At 74.5% G+C, this 15,569-nt stretch carries 12 protein-coding genes and 2 pseudogenes; 7 read left to right on the top strand and 7 right to left on the bottom strand.

Annotation, left to right across the window (positions count from 1 at the left end):
* Nucleotides 1-132: 132 nt before the first annotated feature.
* From ACH4EB_RS13085 to ACH4EB_RS13075, 3 genes are all read left to right on the top strand, one after another.
* Nucleotides 133-1,551, top strand: a complete 1,419-nt coding sequence (locus tag ACH4EB_RS13085; protein WP_398347488.1) for an aldehyde dehydrogenase family protein — start codon at nt 133-135, stop codon at nt 1,549-1,551.
* A gap of 105 nt (nt 1,552-1,656) precedes the next feature.
* Nucleotides 1,657-2,742: a Zn-dependent alcohol dehydrogenase gene (locus tag ACH4EB_RS13080; protein WP_398347487.1), complete on the top strand. Its 1,086-nt coding sequence runs from the start codon at nt 1,657-1,659 to the stop codon at nt 2,740-2,742.
* A 57-nt stretch (nt 2,743-2,799) separates the two neighbouring features.
* Nucleotides 2,800-3,312 carry a hypothetical protein gene (locus ACH4EB_RS13075; RefSeq protein WP_398347486.1) on the top strand — a complete coding sequence of 171 codons (513 nt, stop codon included), beginning with the start codon at nt 2,800-2,802 and terminating at the stop codon, nt 3,310-3,312.
* Between the two features lie 152 nt (nt 3,313-3,464).
* Here ACH4EB_RS13075 and ACH4EB_RS13070 read toward each other — a convergent pair whose 3' ends face one another.
* Together ACH4EB_RS13070 and ACH4EB_RS13065 are read right to left on the bottom strand one after the other, a co-directional pair.
* A complete protein-coding gene (locus ACH4EB_RS13070; protein ID WP_398347485.1) occupies nt 3,465-4,514 on the bottom strand; it encodes an urea transporter in 1,050 nt (349 codons plus the stop codon).
* A gap of 84 nt (nt 4,515-4,598) precedes the next feature.
* Nucleotides 4,599-5,246, bottom strand: coding sequence for a TetR/AcrR family transcriptional regulator (locus ACH4EB_RS13065; protein ID WP_398347484.1), 648 nt, complete (start codon nt 5,244-5,246; stop codon nt 4,599-4,601).
* 106 nt (nt 5,247-5,352) lie between these two features.
* Between ACH4EB_RS13065 and ACH4EB_RS13060 the strand changes: the two genes are divergently transcribed.
* The 4 genes from ACH4EB_RS13060 (at nt 5,353) to soxR (ending at nt 8,823) form a co-directional block, all read left to right on the top strand.
* A complete protein-coding gene (locus ACH4EB_RS13060; protein WP_398347483.1) occupies nt 5,353-6,504 on the top strand; it encodes an acyl-CoA dehydrogenase family protein in 1,152 nt (383 codons plus the stop codon).
* Nucleotides 6,505-6,608: 104 nt separating this feature from the next.
* A complete protein-coding gene (locus ACH4EB_RS13055; RefSeq protein ID WP_398347482.1) occupies nt 6,609-7,235 on the top strand; it encodes a TetR/AcrR family transcriptional regulator in 627 nt (208 codons plus the stop codon).
* Nucleotides 7,236-7,419: 184 nt separating this feature from the next.
* Nucleotides 7,420-7,881: a MaoC family dehydratase gene (locus tag ACH4EB_RS13050; protein ID WP_398347481.1), complete on the top strand. Its 462-nt coding sequence runs from the start codon at nt 7,420-7,422 to the stop codon at nt 7,879-7,881.
* A gap of 300 nt (nt 7,882-8,181) precedes the next feature.
* A complete protein-coding gene (gene soxR, locus ACH4EB_RS13045) occupies nt 8,182-8,823 on the top strand; it encodes a redox-sensitive transcriptional activator SoxR (RefSeq protein ID WP_398347480.1) in 642 nt (213 codons plus the stop codon).
* Between the two features lie 204 nt (nt 8,824-9,027).
* Here the strand turns inward: soxR and ACH4EB_RS13040 are convergent, their stop codons facing one another.
* From ACH4EB_RS13040 to ACH4EB_RS13020, 5 genes and pseudogenes are all read right to left on the bottom strand, one after another.
* A complete protein-coding gene (locus tag ACH4EB_RS13040) occupies nt 9,028-10,470 on the bottom strand; it encodes an amidase (RefSeq protein WP_398347479.1) in 1,443 nt (480 codons plus the stop codon).
* A gap of 199 nt (nt 10,471-10,669) precedes the next feature.
* Nucleotides 10,670-12,062: pseudogene (locus tag ACH4EB_RS13035) on the bottom strand (OFA family MFS transporter).
* Nucleotides 12,063-12,285: 223 nt separating this feature from the next.
* Nucleotides 12,286-13,062: pseudogene (locus ACH4EB_RS13030) on the bottom strand (3-keto-5-aminohexanoate cleavage protein); the annotation flags it as partial.
* Between the two features lie 93 nt (nt 13,063-13,155).
* On the bottom strand, nt 13,156-13,773 hold the full coding sequence (locus ACH4EB_RS13025) for a hypothetical protein (protein ID WP_398347478.1): 618 nt from the start codon (nt 13,771-13,773) through the stop codon (nt 13,156-13,158).
* Nucleotides 13,774-14,218: 445 nt separating this feature from the next.
* Entirely contained in the window at nt 14,219-15,538 is a 1,320-nt protein-coding gene (locus ACH4EB_RS13020; RefSeq protein ID WP_398347626.1) for a serine-threonine protein kinase, read from the bottom strand.
* Between the last annotated feature and the right edge of the window lie 31 nt (nt 15,539-15,569).

The raw sequence follows: 15,569 nt of genomic DNA, 5'->3' as shown, positions 1-15,569 counted from the left end.
CCGTGAGCGTACCCGGCAGGGTGGCCCCCGGCCGGTAAGGGGGGGCTGGCGCCGAAAAACTACCGCCGCTAGTTTGGCCCGGCGAGTACCTTCGGGACTCACGGACAGCAGCCGGTGTGGGAGGGCGACGACGTGAAGCAGCACGACGCTATGTACATCGACGGGAGCTGGCGGCCCGCCGCCGGGCCGGACACCCTCGACGTCGTCAACCCGGCCGACGAACGGGTCATCGCCACCGTCCCCGCCGGCACCGCGCAGGACGTGGACGTGGCGGTACGGGCCGCCCGCGCCGCGCTGCCCGCCTGGGCCCGTACCGCGCCCGCCGAGCGCGCCGCCCGGCTGACCGCCCTGCGCGACCAGCTCGCCGGGCGCGCGGCGGAGATCGCCGAGACGATCACCGCCGAACTCGGCGCGCCGCTGGCGTTCAGCAAGGCCGTGCAGGCCGCCGTCCCGGTCGCGGTGGCCGGCTCGTACGCCGCACTGGCCGCCACCCACCCCTTCGAGGAGAAGATCGGCACCTCCACCGTCCTGCACGAGCCGGTCGGCGTGGTCGGCGCCATCACCCCCTGGAACTACCCCCTGCACCAGATCGTCGCCAAGGTGGCCCCGGCGCTCGCCGCGGGCTGCACGGTCGTCCTGAAGCCCGCCGAGGACACCCCGCTGAGCGCCCAGCTCTTCGCCGAGTGCGTGGCCGCGGCGGGCGTGCCGGCCGGTGTCTTCAACCTCGTCACCGGGCGCGGCCCGGTCGCCGGACAGGCGCTGGCCGAGCACCCGGACGTGGACCTGGTCTCCTTCACCGGCTCGACCGCCGTCGGCAAGAAGGTCGGCGCCATCGCCGGTGCCGCCGTCAAGCGCTGCGCCCTCGAACTCGGCGGCAAGTCCGCCAACGTGGTGCTGCCCAGCGCCGACCTGGGCAAGGCCGTCGGCGTCGGCATCGCCAACGTCATGGCCAACTCCGGCCAGACGTGCAGCGCCTGGACCCGGCTGCTGGTCCCCGCCGACCGGTACGACGAGGCCGTGGAACTGGCCGCCGCGGCCATCGCCAAGTATGTGCCGGGCGACCCGCTGGACGAGGCGAGCCGCCTCGGCCCGGTCGTCAGCGCCGCCCAGCGCGACCGCGTCCGCGGCTACATCGAGCGCGGCATCGAGGAAGGCGCCCGCGTCGTCGCGGGCGGCCCGGACGCCCCCGCGGGGCGCGAGCGGGGCTACTACGTCCGCCCGACGCTCTTCGCCGACGTCACGCCCGGCATGACCATCGCCCAGGAGGAGATCTTCGGCCCGGTCGTCGCGGTCCTGCCGTACGCGGACGAGGACGAAGCCGTCCGGATCGCCAACGGCACGGTCTACGGCCTGGCCGGCGCGGTCTGGGCCGGCGACGAGGACGAGGCGGTCGCCTTCGCGCGGCGCCTGGACACCGGACAGGTCGACATCAACGGCGGGCGCTTCAATCCGCTCGCGCCGTTCGGCGGCTACAAGCAGTCCGGCATCGGCCGGGAACTGGGCCCGCACGGCCTGAGCGAATACCTCCAGACCAAGTCCCTCCAGCTCTGAGCGACCGCCGGCCACCGCAGCCGCACCGGCCGGGGCCCGTCGTCGCAGCCGTACCGCCCGGGCCCCGCCGCACCTCCTGACCCTACCGAGGAAGTCACGCCCGCCATGACCATCCGTGCCGCCGTACTGACCGCCGTGGGTGCCCCGTTGGAGGTCGCCGAGATCGAACTGCCCGGGCCCGGGCCGGGCCAGGTACGGATTCGTCTGGCGGCGGCCGGCGTCTGCCACTCCGACCTGTCGCTGTCCGACGGGACACTGCGGCAGCCCGCGCCCGCCGTCCTCGGACACGAGGGGGCGGGCACCGTCACCGCCGTCGGCGAGGGCGTCAGCACCCTCGCCCCGGGCGACCGGGCCGTCCTGAACTGGGCGCCCGCCTGCGGCGACTGCCACTTCTGCGGGCTGGCCGAGCCCTGGCTGTGCGCCGAATCCGGGAAGGCGGCGGGCACCCCGTACGCCACTCTCGCCGCCGACGGCAGCGACCTCTACCCCGGCCTGGGCACCGCCGTCTTCGCCGAGGAGACGGTCGTCCCGGCCCACGCGGCGCTCCCGCTGCCGGCCGGCGTGCCGCTCACCGACGCGGCGCTGCTGGGCTGCGCCGTGCTGACCGGATGGGGCGCCGTGCACCACAGCGCGCGGGTACGGGCGGGGGAGTCGGTGGTGGTGTTCGGGGCGGGCGGCGTGGGCCTGGCCACCCTCCAGGCCGCGCGGATCGCGGGCGCGGGCCCGATCGTGGCCGTGGACGTGTCCCCGGCGAAGGGGGAACTGGCGCGCGCCGCGGGCGCCACCGAGTTCCTCGTCGCCTCCGACGCCACCGCCAAGCGTGTCCGCGCCCTCACCGGCGGACACGGTGCGGACGTCGCGATCGAGTGCGTGGGACGGGCGGAGACCATCCGTACGGCCTGGTCGTCCACCCGGCGCGGCGGACGCACCACCGTCGTCGGGATCGGCGGCCAGGACCAGCAGGTCACCTTCTCCGCCCTGGAACTCTTCCACTTCGGCCGTACGCTGTCCGGCTGCGTCTACGGCAACAGCGACCCGGCGGCCGACCTTCCGCGCATCGCCGAACACGTCCGCAGCGGAGCGCTCGACCTGTCCGGCATGGTCACCGACCACATCGCCCTCGACGACATCCCCGCCGCCTTCCAGGCGATGCGGGAGGGCAGGGGAGGCCGCGCCCTCGTCGTCTTCTGACCCGGCGCGCCCACCGGACCGGGGCGGCGGTCGGCACCGCCATGACCTGGCAGGTCATTGAGGCCCCGCCCCGGTGACGGCATCGTCTCCGCCACCGGCCCCCGCCATGAGGAGACACGTACGACCACCACGACCACCACGCCCGGCACCGCGGCCCGGCCCGCCCCGGCGACCGGCCCGGATCTGCTGCGCAAGGTGCTGCGGATCGACGGTTGGAGCACCGCCGCGTTCGGCGTCCTCATGCTCGCCGGCGGCAAACCGCTCAGCGCCCCGCTCGGCATCCCGACGGCCTGGTCCACCCCGATCGGCCTCGCCATGCCGGGCGGCGCCGCCGCCCTCGCCCTGATCGCCGGCTGCCCCCGCATCCCCATCGGCCCGACCACAGCCGTCATAGCGGGCAACACCCTCTCCTCCGCAGCCCTACTCCTCCTCACCCTCTCCCACCTCCTCCCCCTCACCCCCCTGGGCACCGCGTTCCTGCTGATCGGAGCGGTGGTGGTGGCGGTGTACGCAGCTCTGGAGTACGTCGGACTGCGGCGCTACTTGAGGACGGCACCCGGTCAGAACTGATCAAACGCCACCGACGCGGCCACGGTCACACCACCGACTGCCACTGTCCCGGCGGCGCGTCATTCCCCACGGTCGGAGCGAACGCGGCGAACAGACCGGTGACAGCGGACGTACACGAGGTCCAGCCGGTCACCGTTCAGGGGGCGATCGCGTCAGGGGCCTTCGGTGAGGGGCGGGTCGGCCGGGCGGTTCTCCCGGGCCGGCTCGGTGGCAGGTGTCGGTTCGCCGGTCTTCCGTAGCCGCGGGAACGCCGGCGCCGCCGCCAGGAAGACGAGCGTGGTCAGGACGAACGGCCAGGTGAAGGTGTGGCCTCCGGAAGGGGCGGTGAGGGCGGTCAGGGCCGGGGTCAGGGCGGTCGCGGCGGCTGCTCCGGCCACCGCGTACGCCGCGGTCCGGCGGCCGGCCGGCAGGAAGACCCCGCACAGTGCCATCGCGACCAGCACCGCGTTGTAGCCCGCCGCGCCGGAGGCGATCTGCGCCGCCGGGGCGCCCAGTGCCCAGGCGGTGGCGGTGCCGGTGAGGCTGCCGACGACCGCCATCGCGCCCGCCGTGCGGCCCGCGGCGAAGATACCGGCGAGGAAGAGCGCGCCGACGTACCACTGGGGCATGAAGAAGATCTGGGCGACGTTGGCGAAGAGCGCGTGCCACAGGTCGGTGAAGGACAGGGCGGCGGGCGGTCCGGCGGGCCGGGGCAGGGCCGCGGGGGGCGCGGCGTGGTGCCAGACGTGGGCGAAGCCCGGCGCGCCGGTCGTCAGGGCGGTCGCCACCAGGCAGAACGGGAGGGTGAGGGTCGGCAGTCGCCAGGTGTCCAGTACGCGTGCGACGGCGGCGGTGACGACCGTGACCACCACGCTGCCGCCGACCGCGAGCAGGGCGGTGGACAGGTGCCAGGGGCCGAGGAAGACCGCCGATCCGACGGCGACCAGGCAGGCGTTGAAGCCTTCCAGGCCCGCGGCGATCCGCGCGCGGTCCACGCCGAGCAGGTGGGCCGTGGCCGTGCCCGTCGCGGTGCCGAGGAGTCCGTACAGGCCGTACGCCCAGCCCGCGGCGGACAGCGCGATCGAGAAGACCGCGCCGGTGACCGCGCTCGGCAGGAAGTCGACCTGGGCCTGGCCGCGCAGGACGTGACGGAGGTGCCGGTACCGGCGGTGCCGGGTCCAGGGGGTGGTTCGGTCCCGTGGCGTGGCGATCGGGTCTCGCACGGCGTCTCCCCTCGGGCAGCCGGAGCGCGCCGTCGGGCCGTACGCGCTCCGCACCGGGACCACCCGGGCGGATGTACCTTACAGCTACCTGGGGGGTGGCGGGGCGGAATCCGGGTGCCGCAGCGCCAGCCCGTCGACCAGCGCCAGCAGGCCCGCCTCGAAGGCTCCTTCGTCCACTCGCTGCTGATGCTCCGCGAGCAGGTGCGCCTGGCCCAGGTGGGGATAGTCGGCCGGGTCGTAGGCGCTCGGGTCGTCGACGAAGCCGCGCGCGAAGGAGCCCAGGGCCGAGCCCGCGACGAAGTAGCGGACCATGGCGCAGATCCGGGTCGCCTGGGCCGGTGGCCAGCCGGCCTCCACCATGCCGCCGAAGGCCGCGTCGGCCATCTTCAGGCCGGCCGGGCGGCGGCCGGGGCCCTGGGCGAGGAACGGCACGATGTTCGGGTGTGCGGCCAGCGCCGCGCGGTAGGAGCGGGCCCAGGCCAGCAGGCCGGTGCGCCAGTCCGCGCCCGCGCCGAGGGCCGACACGTCCACCTCGGCGATCACCGTGTCGGCGACCGCGTCCAGGATCTCGTCCTTGGTCGTGAAGTGGTTGTACAGGGACGGTCCGCTGACGCCCAGTTCGGCGGCCAGCCGCCGGGTGGACAGGGCGGCCAGGCCCTCCGCGTCGATGAGCGCGAGCGCGGTGGTGACGATGCGCTCCCGGCTCAGGAGGGGCTTGCGGGGTCGGGCCATGCCGCACATAGTAGAGGCTGCCAGCCAAAAACTAGCAGTGGTAGTTAAAGGCTCGTCCGGCTGTCCCGGGCGGCCCGGCTGCCGCATCCCTTCGCAAGGGGCCGTGATGAACCTGGAGTTGAGTCAGGAGCAGGCTGCCGCCCGGCAGCTCGCCAAGGACTTCGCCGACCGCGAGATCACCCCGCACGCCGCCGCCTGGGACCGGGCCGAACAGGTCGACCGGGGCATCGTGCGGAAACTCGGCGAGGTCGGCTTCCTCGGCCTGACGATCCCGGAGGCGTACGGCGGTTCCGGGGGCGACCACCTCGCTTACGCGCTGGTGACCGAGGAACTGGGCCGCGGCGACTCCGCGGTGCGCGGCATCGTCTCCGTGTCCCTGGGCCTGGTCGCCAAGACCATCGCGGCCTGGGGCGACGAGGAGCAGAAGCGGCGGTGGCTGCCCCCGCTGACCTCCGGCGAGGCCGTCGGCTGCTTCGGCCTCACCGAGCCGGGCACCGGCTCGGACGCGGGCAGCCTGGCCACCCGCGCCGTCCGGGACGGCGACGCGTATGTCGTCAACGGCGGCAAGATGTTCATCACCAACGGCACCTGGGCCGACGTGGTGCTGCTCTTCGCGCGGACCGACGATGCCCCCGGCCACCAGGGCATCAGTGCCTTCCTCGTTCCCACGGACACCCCCGGCCTGGAGCGCCGGGAGATCCACGGCAAGCTGGGGCTGCGCGGGCAGGCCACCGCCGAGCTGGTCCTGCGGGACGTACGGGTGCCCGCGGACGCCATGCTGGCCCCGGAGGGGAAAGGTTTCTCCGTCGCGATGTCGGCCCTGGCCAAGGGGCGTATGTCGGTCGCCGCCGGTTGTGTGGGCATCGCGCGGGCCGCACTGGACGCCGCCGTCGGGTACGCCACGGAGCGCGAGCAGTTCGGCCGGACCATCGCCCACCACCAGCTCGTGCAGGAGCTGATCACCGACATCGCCGTGGACGTGGACGCCGCGCGCCTGCTGACCTGGCGGGTCGCCGATCTGATCGACCGTGGCGAGCCGTTCGCCACCGAGGCCTCCAAGGCGAAGCTGTTCGCCTCCGAGGCGGCGGTGCGCGCCGCCAACAACGCGCTCCAGGTCTTCGGCGGCTACGGCTACATCGACGAGTACCCGGTCGGCAAGCTGCTGCGCGACGCCCGGGTGATGACGCTGTACGAGGGCACCAGTCAGATCCAGAAGCTGGTCATCGGGCGCGCGCTCACCGGGGTCTCGGCGTTCTGACGCGGCCGTGCCGTGCCGCCGGCTCTAAGCGCTTGCTCACCGGCGGGGTAAGGTGTTCGGTCCGTCGCGGATGGCCCGGGGCGGACCGAGGATCGGGGTGCGCGATGGTCACGGAGGCGGAGCAGGCGGACGGTTCGGCGGAGGACTGGGCCGATGTGACCCCGGAAGCGGCCCGCCGTCTGGTCCGTGCCGCCGTCCAGGCGTTCGCCGAGCGCGGCTACCACGCCACCACCACCCGCGACATCGCGGGCCGGGCCGGCATGAGCCCGGCCGCGCTCTACATCCACTACAAGACCAAGGAAGAGCTGCTCTTCAGCATCAGCGGTGTCGGCCACGAGAAGGCCCTGCGGATCATGGAGGAGGCGGCCGCCACCGACGGCGGCCCCACCGAGCGCCTCTCCGCCGCCGTCCGCACCTTCGCGTGCTGGCACGCCCGGCACCACACCACCGCACGGGTCATCCAGTACGAGCTCCAGGCGCTGAGCGAGGAGCACTACGGGCACGTCGCCGATCTGCGGCGGCGCACCGACCGTTCACTGCGCGGCATCCTCCAGGACGGCGTGGACGCGGGGGAGTTCACGGTCGGCGACGTGTCGGGCACCACGCTCGCGGTGCTGTCGCTCTGCGTGGACGTGGCCCGTTGGTTCTCGGCCGAGGGCGCCCGTACGCCCGAGGAGGTGGGCGACCTGTACGCGGGCCTCGTGCTGCGCATGGTCGGCGCGAGGCCGTGAGCCGGACGCGGAGGGGGCGGGGCCCGAGCGGAGTCAGGACCGATGCGGAGGCGGGCGCCGGGACGGAGGCGGCGCCGGGGCCGGGAGGGCATTGACAGGGGCGGGCCCGCCGCACATTCTGAGCAAGCGCTTGGTCGGCGGACGGTGAGGTCCGCTTCCGCGGAGCCTGAGGAGGCAAACGGACATGGCAGAGCCCCGGGTGTTCGGCTCGCTCGACGAACTGCGGGCCGCGGTCGGCGAGGACCTCGGCACCAGTGACTGGCTGGAGATAGACCAGAAGCAGATCGATCTGTTCGCCGACGCCACCGGCGACCACCAGTGGATCCACGTCGACCCGGAGCGGGCCGCGTCCGGGCCGTTCGGCACCACCATCGCGCACGGCTACCTGACGCTGGCGCTGCTGCCCGCCCTCGTACCGCAGCTCCTGCGGGTCGACAACGTCACGATGGGCATCAACTACGGCGTGGACAAGGTCCGTTTCCCGGCCCCCGTCCCGGTCGGCTCGCGGCTGCGGGCGACGGCCCGGATCGCGGGGGTGACGGAGGTGTCCGGCGGCGTGCAGCTCGCGACGACGGTGACCGTCGAGCGGGAGGGCGGCGAGAAGCCGGTCTGTGTCGCGGAGACGCTCAGCCGCTTTTATCTGTGACCGTGGACTGTCTGCTTCGGCTCTGCCCGTGACCGCGTGCGGCTCGCTGCGGTGCTGTCCGTGATCGCGCGCTGTCCGCATTGGTGCTGTCCGCGATCGCGTACCGTCCGCTCCGGCCCGTGATCGGGAGCCGGCAGACCGCCGCCCTGCGCACACCGCCGGTGTGCGGCGGACGGGCGGCGAGGCGTGTGTCCGCCCGCCCGAGGACCCGGACGCACCCGACCGTACGCGCCTGCCCGGCCGCCCGGGCCGGGCGTATCCCCGCAGACCACCGGGTGTGCCCACGGATAGGGTTGTCCCGTGCCTCAGCTTCCTTACAAGGTCCACGAGCTCACGGTCGGCCAGCTCTCCGCGCGGAGCGGCGCGGCGGTCTCCGCCCTGCACTTCTACGAGTCCAAGGGGCTGATCAGCAGCACCAGGACCGCGGGCAACCAGCGCCGTTACACCCGTGACGCGCTGCGCAGGGTCGCCTTCGTGCGCGCCGCCCAGCGGGTCGGCATCCCGCTGGCCGTCATCCGCGACGCACTCGCCGAGCTGCCCGACGAACGCACCCCCAACCGGGACGACTGGGCCCGGCTTTCCGAGGTGTGGCGCGAGGAGCTGGAGGAGCGCATCAACCAGCTCGTCGAGCTGCGGGACCGGTTGACGGACTGCATCGGCTGCGGCTGCCTGTCCCTGCAGAAGTGCGCCCTGTCGAACCCGTACGACCAGCTCGGGGAGCAGGGCGCGGGTGCCCGGCGGCTGCGCGTGGACCGGGTCGGCGGGCCGTCCCGGGGGCGCGGCGGCACCTCCGAGGCGGAGGACGGTGCGTCCGGGACGGGTGCCGGCGCCGGTGCTTCCCGGGCCCGTGACGGCGCGTCCGCGCCGCGGGCCGGGGAGGACCGCTGTGTGCCCGGAGCGGCCGACTCCGTCACGGACGAGCGCTGTACGACCGGTCCCTGACGCCCGGCGCCCGGGACGACGACCCCGCCGCCGGGCGGAGCGGTGACCGCCGTACCGCCGGACGGAGCGCGGACCGAAGGGGCGCGGAGCGGAATGCGGACCGCGGCATCGCGGGCGGGGGACGGACCGCAGCGCCGCCGGGCGGAGCGGTGACCGCCGTGCGGCCGGGCGGCGGGCGCCCGGCCGGGGGTGGGACACGGGCTCTCACCACACGGCGGGCTTGCGGTCCGCCCACGGCCGGGCCCGCTCCACCTGCGCGGAGAGCGCGACGAGCGTCGCGTCGTCCCCGTACCGTCCGCCGAGCATGACGCCGATCGGCAGGCCCGCCGCGTTCCAGTGCAGCGGGAGGCTCACCGCGGGCTGGCCGGTGGCGTTGTACAGCGGCGTGTACGGGGTGAAGGCGCCGACGGCGGCGAACTCGGCCCGCGGGTCGGCGTCGTCGCGCAGCTCGCCGACGCGCGGCGGCGGCTGGGCGACCGTCGGGGTCAGCAGCACGTCGAAGCCGCCGTCCCGGGGCATCACACCGTCGGCGACGAGCTGCCCGAGCATCCGGAACGCGTACAGGGCACGTGCGTACTCGACCGCCGGGACCTGAGCGCCGCGCTCCCGCAGGTAGCGGGTCAGCGGCATCAGGTCCGCCTCGTCCTCCGGCGGCACCGGGCGGTTGGCGGCGATCACCGACCAGACGCGGGTGAAGGCGTGGCGGGAGCTGTCGTCGGCGGGCAGCGTCAGCTCGTCCACCTCGTGGCCGAGGTCGGCGAGGAGCGCGGCCGTCTCCAGGACGGCGGCCCGGCAGTCCGGGTGCACCTCGATGCCGGGGAAGGGCGCGCCGGCCAGCCAGCCGATGCGCAGCCGCCCCGGGTCACGTCCGGCGTACGCGGTGTACGTCTCGCCCGGGGGCAGCGCGGGGGCCGTGTACGGGGCGCCGGGCATCGGGCCGGCCATCGCGTCCAGCAGCGCGGCGGCGTCCGCGACCGTACGGGCGAGCGGGCCCGAGGTGCCCAGGCCCGTCACGTCGTGGAGCAGCGGGCCGGAACTGATCAGACCACGACTCGGCTTGATGCCGTACAGCCCGCAGACCGAGGCGGGGATGCGGATGGACCCGCCGCCGTCGCTGCCGTGCGCCACGGGCGCCAGCCCGCCGGCCACCGCGGCGGCCGCCCCGCCGCTCGAACCGCCCGCCGAACGCTCCAGGTCCCACGGTGTGCGGGCGGGCGGCGCGAGGAGGTTCTCCGTGTAGCAGGGGAGGCCGAATTCGGGGGTGTTGGTCTTGCCGAGCAGGATCGTGCCTGCCTCGCGCAGCTTGGTGACGACGTGGTCGTCCATCCGCGCCACGTTGCCGGCCAGCGTCCGCGACCCCATCGTGCAGCGCACACCGGCGACCTGGTTGAGGTCCTTGACCGGTACGGGCACGCCGTGCAGCGGCGGCAGCGCACGGCCCTCGCGGCGCGCGGCGGTGGCCTCGTCCTCCGCGGCGGCCGCCTGTTTGCGGGCGATGTCGGGGGTACGGGTGAGGAACGCGCCGAGCGTGGCGTCCAGTCGCTCGGCGCGGGCGAGGTAGTGCTCGGTGATCTCGACGGGGGACAGCTCGCCGGTCCGCACCCCCGCGGCCTGTTCCAGAGCGGTCAGGTCGTGCAGCTCTGCCATGGACGTCCGCCTTCGCGTGTGCCGGTGGTGAGGGCCCGGATCCCGGTGTTCCCGGGGCCCGGGGGCCTGGTGCGCGGGGCCTGCCTTACTCAGCCCGTGAAGAGTTGTCTCAGTTTCAGGGCCAGTTCGTAAAGGCCGTACCCGAACGGCAGGCCCACCCACAGCCAGGCCAGGACGAGCAGGGCGGTGCGCCGGGCGGTCACGGGGCTGCTCCCTTCGGGGCGGTGGACGAGGGGGCCGCCGGCGCGGGGTGCGCCGGCCGGGACCCGGCGGACGGCGGTTCGTGGTACCGGGGGTGTACGGGCCGCACCAGCTCGTTGGCGGCGAACCCCACGACGAGCAGGCCGATCATGACGAAGAAGGATGTCGTGTACAGCTCGGCGCCGGTGTGCCCGGAGGAGCGGCGCGCGTCGGCGACGGCGTTGACGATCAGCGGCCCCAGGACGCCCGCGGTGGACCAGGCGGTGAGCAGCCGGCCATGGATCGCCCCACCTGGTACGTGCCGAACAGGTCCTTCAGATAGGCCGGTACGGAGGCGAACCCACCGCCGTAGAAGGACAGGATGACCGCCGCGCACCCGATGAACAGCGGCTTGGAGGAGTCCCCGGCCAGCGCGATCAGCAGGTACATCAGCGCGCCGGCGCCAGATGGAGGCGGTACACGTGCTTGCGGCCCGCCAAGGCGGAGGTGGCCGACCAGACGATCCGGCCGAGCATGTTGGCGAGCGAGAGCAGGCCGACGAAGCCCGCGGCGGCCGACGCGCTCACCGGCGCGGAGCCGCGGGCGAAGAAGTCGGAGACCATCGGCGCGGCCTTCTCCAGGATGCCGATACCCGCCGTGACATTCGTGCACAGAACCACCCACAGGCACCAGAACTGCGGCGTGCGCAGCGCGTTACGGGCCGAGACCTGCGCGGTGGTGACCAGCGGGCGGGGCACGGCCGCCGCCCGGCGTGCACCGGGGGCGTCCGGCCCGGCGGGCGGCACCCGTACGAGCAGCACGCCGGGCGTCATGAAGGCGGCGTACGCCAGCCCCATGACCAGGAACGTACGGGCGATGCCGGGGGCGTCCGCGCCCAGGGCGGCCAGCAGCCCGGCGGACCACGGCGAGGCGATCAGGGCGCCGCCGCCGAAGCCCATGATGGCGATGCCGGTGGCCGTGCCGGGGCGGTCGGGGAACCACTTCAGCAGCGTCGATACGGGGGAGATGTAGCCGATCCCCAGGCCGATGCCGCCGATGAAGCCGTAGCCCAGGACGACGAGCCAGTACTGCCGGGTGGCCGCGCCGAGCGCCGCGACCAGGAAACCGGAGGAGAAGCAGACGGCCGAGACGGCCATCGCCCAGCGCGGACCGTTGCGCTCCACGAGGGTGCCGCCGAAGGCGGCGGACAGTCCCAGCATCACGATGGCCAGTTGGAAGGGCAGCGCGGAGGCCGTGCCGGACAGCCCGAGCGAGGACTCCAAGGGCGACTTGAACACGCTCCAGGCATACGCCTGTCCGATGGCGAGGTGGATGGACAGCGCCGCGGGCGGCACGAGCCGGCGGCTCCACCCGGGTGGCGCGACGGTACGGGAGAGGGCGGACGCGCGCATGACGCGGAACGTACATCGTTCACCTACCCCGGGGAAGGGCGCCGCCGCTTCCGGGGCGCAGGCCGGCGTCTCCGGGCTGCGGTCGGTCCTGCCCGGTGGCCGCGCCGGGTCCGCCCTCACCGGCCCCGCTCCTGGCCGCGCGCTCCGGAGGCCGCGCCGCCGGTGTCGGCGCCTCCGGAGTCCGCTCCGGTATCCGCGACTCCGCCTCCCGCTCCGGAGTGCGCGCCTCGGGCACCCGCTCCGGCGTCCGCGCAGTTGGCTCCCGCCCCGGCGGCCGTGCCCCCGCCTCCCGCTCCCGCAGCGCCGCGCGCACCAGCTCCGCGTTGGAGGCGGCGGGCGAACCGTCCGGCAGCAGCAACGTGTCCTCGACACCGATGCGGGTGGCCAGCCCCAGCTCGCCGGCGAGCCGCAGCACCGGCCAGGCCCCGCCGTCCTCGCCGTGCAGCAGCACCGGGCGGCCGTGCGCGCCGTACGCGTCCAGCGCGCGCAGCAGACCGCGCGCCGTCTGCCGCGCCGAAGCGGTGCACGGGTCCATGACCTCGGCCAGCACCCGCAGCACCCGCGGCCCCAGCGGTGCGGCCGCGAAGCGCTCCGCGCCGTCCGTGCCCGACCAGATGCCCGCCTCGACGCCGACCCCGCGCTCCAGCAGGGCGGCGGCGACCGCCTCGGCGCCCGGCTCGTGCCAGTTCACCGAGGCATGATCGGGCAGCACCGGCCATGCCCGTACGCAGGCCACCCTGCGCGCCGGGTCCGGCTCGGCCCAGGCGCCGGTGGTGACCCCCACCGGCACGTCCACCACCGCCCGGATCGCCTCCAGCACCGGGGTCAGCACGCCGGGCATGAGGGACTCCCGGCCGCACGGCGACCTGGGGTGGACATGGATGTCCCGGGCGCCGGCCGCGACCGCCTTCCCCGCGGCATCGGCCAGCTCCGCCGGGGTCATCGGCACCACCCCGGAACCGGCGGCGTTCCGTGAGCCGTTGAGGCATACCTGCACCATGCCCCCGAGCATGACACCAGGGTCTGACAACGGGCCCTGGCGGCGGGCTCCGGCGGCGGGGCGTCCGCCCCGCGGCCGCCCGGAGGCCGTGTCTCAGGCCGCCACGGACAGCCGCCGTTCACGCGAGGACTCCCGCGCCCCCGCCACCGCCTCCCGGGTCAGCACCGAGAGCGGCGCCACGACCCCGCACTCCTGGCACACCGGTCCGGCCACCGGAAAACGTTCGAGGTCCGTGCGCCACACGAAGCGCTGCGCCCCGCAGACCGGGCAGCCGGACCGCGGCGTGCCCGACTCCATCGCCCGGATCATGCTGCGCAGCACCGCGGCCAGCGGCGCCGCCGGATGCCGGTGGGGCGCCTCGCACGGCACGATGTCACAGCCGCCCCAGGTGCGCCGGTGCCAGTCGTCGAGCGCGCTGGGCTGCCGGATGCCGTCGTGCTTCTCGCGGCGCCGGCGCGCCGCGAACTCCTTCTCGTACCCGAGCCAGACGGCGCGGGCCTCCTCCAGTTCCTCCAGAGCGGCCATCAGCCGCGCCGGGTCGGGTTCGCGGTCCTCGGTCGCGATGCCCGCCCTGGTGCACAGATGGTGCCAGGTCGCGCGGTGCCCGTACGGGGCGAAGCGTTCCAGGCACTTGCGCAACGCCGTGCGTCGCTGCGTGGCGACGAGACGGGGGTTGCGCACCTGTTCTGCGAGAGCTCTGAAACCGGCCAATTCATCCCACCTCCGTGGGGAGGACCCGACTGGACAGGGAATGGACGTAGCGGACCGCCCGCCGGATCCATCGAACTGTCTTGCGGATATGTGGTGGCGGCACTCGCGCCGCACCGGGCGCGTCACTCGCTCCCGGTGTCCCCCGCGGCGCCCAGCGCGCCTCGTGTGCATCATCCACCGTACATCTGTGGGGATTTGAGAAAGTTAAGGTCGTCCGCCTTCCGGCCGCGGCGCGCTACCGGCAGCCCTTGTGAGAGATGCGCCGGTGACTGCTGGTACCCGCGCCGCGGCCGATCGATCCGTACGGCGGCCGACTTGGCTCCTTCCGGCCCGGCGCGGTCCGATACGTTCCGGTGCGGTCCGATACGGTCCGGCGCGGTCCCATACGGTCCGGTGCGGTCCCATACGGAAGGGAACCGGACGGCGGTGCCGCGCGCTCCCCGGCCTACCTGGTGACCACCCGCCCGGCAGCGAGGACCACACGCGCCAGTTCCGCGTGACAGACGTCGCTGTGCGCGCCGGCCGGCGGCGGGCCGTCGCGGACGACCGAGGACGCGTCGACGCTCACACAGCCCGCACCGGGCACCGCGGCGCCCAGCTTCAGGCGCCGGGCGCCGTCCACGGCCTGGATGCCGTCGTGGCCGATCGCGCCCCACCGGTCGAACAGGCCCAGGAAGCCCGCCGAGTCACCGGAGAGCTTGGAGGCCAGCGGATACAGGTGGCTCAGTGCCGAGTCGTGCCGCGAATAACAGGCCACCACCGGGCCGTCCACCCGCTGCTGCACCCCCTTCAGCGCCCCGCCGCGGTCGGGGTCGTGCGGCAGCCGGGCGGCGAACGCGTAGTGCGAGAACGCCCCTTGCAGCAGTGTCACGGACTTCACCCCGGTCACGCCGGGCGGCATCCCGTGCAGCCCGTACGACACCAGGCGGGCCCCGAAACTGTGCCCGATCAGGTGGATCCGCGTACCCGGCGCGCCCGTCACCAGCTTGCCGAGCGCCGGGCCCAGCCCGAGCCGGCCCACCACGCCCGCGCGCCGCTTCATCGCGTAGTAGGCGGTCTGCCGCAGGAACTCCTTGGCCCCGTTCCACAGCCGCCCGAGCCCGTCGCCGAACAGCTCCTGGTGGCCGCACTTCTCCAGCGCCGCCGTGAAGATCTCACACACTCCCAACGGGTCGTCGGTGAGCATCGCGGGCGTACCGGTGCCCACGTCCTCGGCCAGCCGCCGCGCGGGGTCGTTCTCGCGCACCGCCACCAGCTCCCGTAGGAGGCGCGCGAACTCGTCGAAGGCGGAACGGGCCGCGGGCCGCTCCGCGAGCAGCTCCTGGAAGCGCCGCAGCGTCAGCTCCCGGCCGGGGAAGACCCGCGCCAGGGCGCGCAGCGACGCGTCGTCCAGCAGCGGCGGCCCGGCCGGCGCCGCGGCCTGTGGCGGGCCCGCCGCCGGGTCGAAGTCCGGGATCGGCTCGTCCGTGAAACGCATCGCGGGCCAGATCACGCCGGTGTAGCCGAGCCGTACCCCGGCGCCCGCCATGGCCGGGAACGGCGCGAAGAACCGCCCGTACAGGCGCGTGGCCATCGACCGGTCGTTGTTCCAGCCGTGCGCGAACACGAGCAGGTCGGTGACGCGCTGCTGCGCCGCCCCGGCCACCAGCCGGTCACGCTGTCCGGCGTCCGGATCGCCGTCGGCGTCGAACGTCAGCTCCCAGTACGGCTGTACGCCGATGCCCCCGGCCGCCCGCGCGCCGGAACTGTCTGCGGTATCCGTCATGACGACCCCCTGGGCGGCGCGCCGGACCACG

This window comes from Streptomyces sp. NPDC018045 (assembly GCF_044327445.1).
Classification (GTDB): Bacteria; Actinomycetota; Actinomycetes; order Streptomycetales; family Streptomycetaceae; genus Streptomyces.
Note: the sequence above shows the minus strand (reverse complement) of the source record. Positions and strands in the feature narration are given on the sequence as shown.

Coding starts and splice junctions, on each gene's coding strand:
- ACH4EB_RS13060 (WP_398347483.1), top strand. CDS start 5,353: ATGAACCTGGAGTTGAGTCAGGAGCAGGCTGCCGCCCGGCAGCTCGCC.
- ACH4EB_RS13050 (WP_398347481.1), top strand. CDS start 7,420: ATGGCAGAGCCCCGGGTGTTCGGCTCGCTCGACGAACTGCGGGCCGCG.
- ACH4EB_RS13055 (WP_398347482.1), top strand. CDS start 6,609: ATGGTCACGGAGGCGGAGCAGGCGGACGGTTCGGCGGAGGACTGGGCC.
- ACH4EB_RS13040 (WP_398347479.1), bottom strand. CDS start 10,470: ATGGCAGAGCTGCACGACCTGACCGCTCTGGAACAGGCCGCGGGGGTG.
- ACH4EB_RS13080 (WP_398347487.1), top strand. CDS start 1,657: ATGACCATCCGTGCCGCCGTACTGACCGCCGTGGGTGCCCCGTTGGAG.
- ACH4EB_RS13020 (WP_398347626.1), bottom strand. CDS start 15,538: ATGACGGATACCGCAGACAGTTCCGGCGCGCGGGCGGCCGGGGGCATC.
- ACH4EB_RS13065 (WP_398347484.1), bottom strand. CDS start 5,246: ATGGCCCGACCCCGCAAGCCCCTCCTGAGCCGGGAGCGCATCGTCACC.